At 72.7% G+C, this 4,442-nt stretch carries 5 protein-coding genes and 1 pseudogene; 3 read left to right on the top strand and 3 right to left on the bottom strand.

The window, feature by feature from the left end; genetic code table 11:
* A pseudogene (locus ACFWN1_RS31890) lies at positions 1-455 on the top strand (MFS transporter); the annotation flags it as partial.
* Here ACFWN1_RS31890 and ACFWN1_RS31895 read toward each other — a convergent pair.
* Positions 449-682 carry a response regulator transcription factor gene (locus ACFWN1_RS31895; RefSeq protein WP_384369791.1) on the bottom strand — a complete coding sequence of 78 codons (234 nt, stop codon included), beginning with the start codon at positions 680-682 and terminating at the stop codon, positions 449-451. The pseudogene ACFWN1_RS31890 and the gene ACFWN1_RS31895 sit on opposite strands and share 7 nt — an antisense overlap.
* 293 nt (positions 683-975) lie before the next feature.
* Between ACFWN1_RS31895 and ACFWN1_RS31900 the strand changes: the two genes are divergently transcribed.
* Positions 976-1,971, top strand: coding sequence for a LuxR C-terminal-related transcriptional regulator (locus ACFWN1_RS31900; RefSeq protein ID WP_384369794.1), 996 nt, complete (start codon positions 976-978; stop codon positions 1,969-1,971).
* 170 nt (positions 1,972-2,141) lie between these two features.
* Positions 2,142-2,687 carry a hypothetical protein gene (locus ACFWN1_RS31905; RefSeq protein ID WP_384369797.1) on the top strand — a complete coding sequence of 182 codons (546 nt, stop codon included), beginning with the start codon at positions 2,142-2,144 and terminating at the stop codon, positions 2,685-2,687.
* 98 nt (positions 2,688-2,785) lie between these two features.
* Here the strand turns inward: ACFWN1_RS31905 and ACFWN1_RS31910 are convergent, their stop codons facing one another.
* Positions 2,786-3,001, bottom strand: coding sequence for a hypothetical protein (locus ACFWN1_RS31910; protein WP_384369800.1), 216 nt, complete (start codon positions 2,999-3,001; stop codon positions 2,786-2,788).
* Positions 3,002-3,138: 137 nt separating this feature from the next.
* Positions 3,139-4,442 (bottom strand): MFS transporter (locus tag ACFWN1_RS31915; protein ID WP_384369803.1); only part of this gene is annotated, 1,304 nt, incomplete at its 5' end.

The following is a 4,442-nucleotide window of genomic DNA, read 5'->3' on the forward strand; positions in this document are numbered from 1 at the left end:
GCGCCACGGCCGCGGTCGGCTCGGTCCTCGCCGCGCTCGTCACCCAGAGCCTCTCCCGACGGGTGGGCGCGGCGCGGCTGACCTGGCTGTCCCTGCTCGTCGCCATGCCCTTCGGCCTGCTGCTGCCGCAGGCCGAGGAGGGCTGGCGACTCGGCCTGCTCGTCCTGGGCCTGCTGGTGCAGTCGGCGGGCGTCACGACGTACAACATCTGCCAGGTCGCCTACCGCCAGACCGTCTGCCCGCCCCGGCTGCTCGGCCGCATGACGGCCACCATGCGGTTCCTGGTGTGGGGCACGCTGCCGGTGAGCGGTGTGCTGGCCGGTGCCCTCGGCGAACTGGTCGGTGTCCGCTCGGCGTTGTGGGTCCTGACGGCGGGGCTGACACTCACCCCGCTGATCCTGCTGTGCTCTCCGCTGCGGCGCATGCGGGACTTCGGCGAGAACCTGGCTCAGTAGTCGGGCCCGTACCCCAGCTGGAACGCCAGGTGTGCCAGCTGGAAGCGGTTGACCGAGCCGGTCTTGCCGCGCAGCCGGCGCACGTACGTGTCGACCGTGTGCGGGCTGAGCCCCATACGGCGGGCGATGATCCGATAGGTGCATCCCTGTGCGAGATATGCCAGAACCTCCTCCTCGCGGGGCGAGAGCGCGGCACGGCGCAGGGTCGGCCGGGCGCTTTCCGGCACCGGGGAATCCGGCCGTCCGGGTGTGGCTTCCTGGACGGGAACGGGAAGCATTGCGGCTGGAACCGCTTTCGACGTGGGATTTTTCGCGGAAAGACCGGTGTTCACACTGCTCCTTCAGGTTTTGGCGACGCATTCGGATGAGTCGACTCGCCGCCGAAGCTGCTCACCGACAGACTTTCCGCTTGCCTATGCTGACGCCAGGGGGCGGGCTCCTCACCAAGGTGCCTGGCAGTTAAGCGACCCGGGGTGAAGGCATGCGGAGTGGGGCAAAGGTGCTATCGGATCTCAAGGATGTGGATCTCGACGTCTACAGCTGGGTGCTTCAGCAGCGCACGATCGAGATCGACGCCGTGGCGGCCGGCACCGGGCACGCTCCGCAGGAGGTACGGCTCAGCGTGGAGCGGCTGCTCGACGCCCAGTTGCTGCACCGCAGCGCGGAGGACGACTCCGTGGCCTTCGCGGTCGCGCCGGACACCGCCGCCTCCCGCCTCGCCGCACCGCTGGAGGAGGAGATCCGCGCCCGCCAGCACGAGATCAGCGGCATCCGTGAGGGCCTCGGGCGGTTCATGCCCCACTATCTTCAACGCCGTTCCAGCGGTGAGGCGTTGGAGGTCCTCGGCAACGTCGAGGACGTCCGCGGCGCGCTGAACACCGCCTCCGACCGGTGCCGCGGCGAGGTCCTCACCAGCCAGCCCGGGGGCGGCAGCCGGGTGCCCGAAGCCATGCAGGAGGCGCTCAGACGGGACGAGGCCATGCTGCGCAGAGGCATCTCCATGCGCAGCCTCTACCACCACACCGCCCGGTTCAACGGACCCAGCCAGGCTTACGTGGCCGCCGCCTCGGCGCTCGGCGCCCAGTACCGGACCGCCCATGAGCTCTTCGGCAGGCTCATCGCCTTCGACAGGGAGCTGGCGTTCATTCCGGTTCCGGACGGCAGCTGGGGTGCCGTGGTGATTCGTGAGCCGGCCACCGTCGCCTACCTCTGCGACATCTTCGACCAGACCTGGGACCACGCCACCCCGTTCTCGAACGCCGTCGGCCAGCGACTGGAAGAGGTCGCCCGCGAGATACACGAGACGATCATCCGGTTACTCGGGGCCGGCCTGAAGGACGAGGCCATCGCCCGGCGGCTCGGTATGTCGCTGCGGACCGCGCGCCGCCACATCGCGGACATCATGGAGGAACTCGGTGCCGGGAGCCGCTTCCAGGCGGGGGTCGCCGCCGCGGCCCGCGGCCTGCTGGACGACCCGGGCGCCGCGAAGCCCGTGCAGGAGGCCGGCGCGGACTGAGCAGGGGCACGCCCCCCGGTCGTGTCACGGCTTTCGGGGAACGTGATCCCGTGGCTGGTACGCGCCCTGCGCGATGGACGATGCTTCCCCGACCGGGTCGCGTCGCGCGACCCGGCGCGCACGGCTGACGCGGTGCGCCGACGAGTCATGCACAGGTTGAGGGGCGCACGATGAACATGCCGTTCGAGAATCCGGCGGGGGAGCACCTGCGGGAGGTCGCCCTCTTCGTCGCGCTCCACCTGGGACGCGCCCCGGGGGTCCTGTGGCCGGAACACGACCATCCGCTCCTCAGCGGCGACGCCGGCGGTGACGACTGTGACGGCTGTGACGGCGGTGACGGTGACGGCGGTGTGGGCGGGGCGGGCCGCGACGCGGCCGACGTCACGGACCCGGTGGCGACACCGGATCTGGACGCACTCGCCGCCCAGATCGCGGCGGCGACAGGGCTCGTGGCCCGCCCAGCCCCCGACGGCGCCCCGCTCGGCCATCTGCTGGTCCATCAGGTGGCCGGTGCGGCCTCCTGGACCATCGCCGGCGCCGACTCCGACGGCCAGGACGCCTCCCTGCGCTACCGCCTGCGCGCGGGCGAGGTGCTCTACGTTCCCGAGGGCTGGGCGCGCACAGTCGAGGCCGCGTCCGGTGCCCGCTGGACGGTCGTGGTCCTCACCCCTGGCGGGGCCGGCGGTCCGACCGCGGCGAGTCGGACGGCGGGCTGACGGGGCGAGGGCTTCGGTCCCTCCCGCACCCGGACATACGGAACGAGGCGCCGCGGGGAGCGCCTCGTTCCGTGCGTTCACCGGATGGGGCGCGCCGGTCAGCCGCCCCAGGAGGTGTCGGTGGGAGGCTTCGGGCGGTCCGAGCCGCCGCCCGTCGTCGCGCCGTGGGCCACCATGTGGGCGGTCACCGTCGGGCCGCCCGCCGTGATCCGGGTGGTGCCCCCGTCGGCCGGCGCGGTCGCCGCGGTGCCCGTCAGGGCGGCGGCGAAGGCCGCGACCACGGTGCAGACGGCCAGTGCGAGACGCTTCGTCATGGTGTTCCCCCAGCAGAAGGATGGTCCGGCCCGGAGGCTGTTCCCCCGGGCCGTTCGGTCGTTGTCTTGCAGGACCAACCCTGCCGTCACGACCACCCTGTTTCGATGCGCCCGAGGACTCATCAAACTGCCTGGCCCTAAAGTGAGGGGCGGCAAACCTCCGCATTCGGCGCGGAAGGGTCGGTCACCGGTGCGCCCCGCGGTGTCCTCTCGTCCAACTCCCGCCACACGCGTGACACCAAGGGCATCAGCGTGACCCCGAGATACAGCACGCCGGTCGCCAGCAGTGTGCGCGTGAGACCCCAGCCGTCCAGCGCCGGTCCCGCACCCAGCATCCCCAGCGGCGCGGCGGCCAGGGCACAGGCGGTGAGCATGCCGAACACCCGGCCGCGCACCTCCTCGGGCACCCGCTCGTAGGCAACGGACATCATCAGCGGGGCGAGCGCCCCCGACCCCAGCCCCGACACGGCGAGCAGCGAGAGCAGGGCCCAGGGCGGCGGTTCACCGGCGAGTGCGGCGCAGCGCACCGCGCCGACAAGGAGGAACGAGCCGACGAACAGGGCCCGGCGAGACAGCCGGCGCCCGACACGACCGTAGAGGGCAGCGCCCAGCAGGGCTCCCACCCCGATCGCGGTGACCATCGCTCCGAACAGCGCACTGCTGTCCAGCACCTGCGTGCCGTACGCCGGGTACAGCACCCCGTTGAGCGCGCCGTCCAGCGCGTTGGTCACCAGCAGCACGGTCGTCACCGCCCGCACCAGCGGATCGCCGTTCAGGTGGGCCCAGCCCGACCGCAGGTCCGCCAGGTACGACCCCGGCGAGCCGCCGGAGCCGGTCCGCGCCCAGGGCGTGGCCGGAACCAGGACCGCCACCAGCAGACAGCACGCCAGCGCCGCGCCCACGTCCGTGCACAGAGTGCGCACCGGGCCGATGGCGGCGATGAGCAGGCCCGCCAGCGGAGCCCCGGCCATCAGACCGATCCTGCGGGCGGCCTCCACCGAGCCGGTGCCCGCCTCCAGGGCGACGCCTGCCCGCTCCAGCGCCCGGGGGAGCAGCAACTGGCGCGCGGTTTCGGCGGGACCGCGGGCCGCTCCCACCACGAAGACCACGACCACGAGCACGGGCGGCGCCAGCACGTCCACGGCGTGCAGTGCGGGAATCAGGGCGAGCGCCGACGCGGTCAGCAGGTCCGCGCCCACGCTCACGGCGCGAGCCGGCAGCCGGTCGACCACCGGTCCCGCGAACACCGCCGAGCAGAGCAGGCCCGCGGTCTCGGCCGCGGCGACCAGTCCGGTCCAGGTGCCACTGCCGGTGCTGTGCAGCACGAACCAGGGCACGGCGACCATGGTCGCCGCCAGGCCAAGCGCGGACACACCGGCGACGGCCATCAGGGCCAGCAGCGGCGCGGTCCGCCCGGCCCGGGGGACCGGCAGGGTCCATG

It is taken from the genome of Streptomyces sp. NPDC058459, from assembly GCF_042721685.1.
Taxonomy (GTDB): Bacteria; Actinomycetota; Actinomycetes; order Streptomycetales; family Streptomycetaceae; genus Streptomyces.

Excerpts from the sequence above, each read along its gene's own strand:
- ACFWN1_RS31905 (WP_384369797.1), top strand. The coding sequence starts at position 2,142 with ATGAACATGCCGTTCGAGAATCCGGCGGGGGAGCACCTGCGGGAGGTC.
- ACFWN1_RS31910 (WP_384369800.1), bottom strand. The coding sequence starts at position 3,001 with ATGACGAAGCGTCTCGCACTGGCCGTCTGCACCGTGGTCGCGGCCTTC.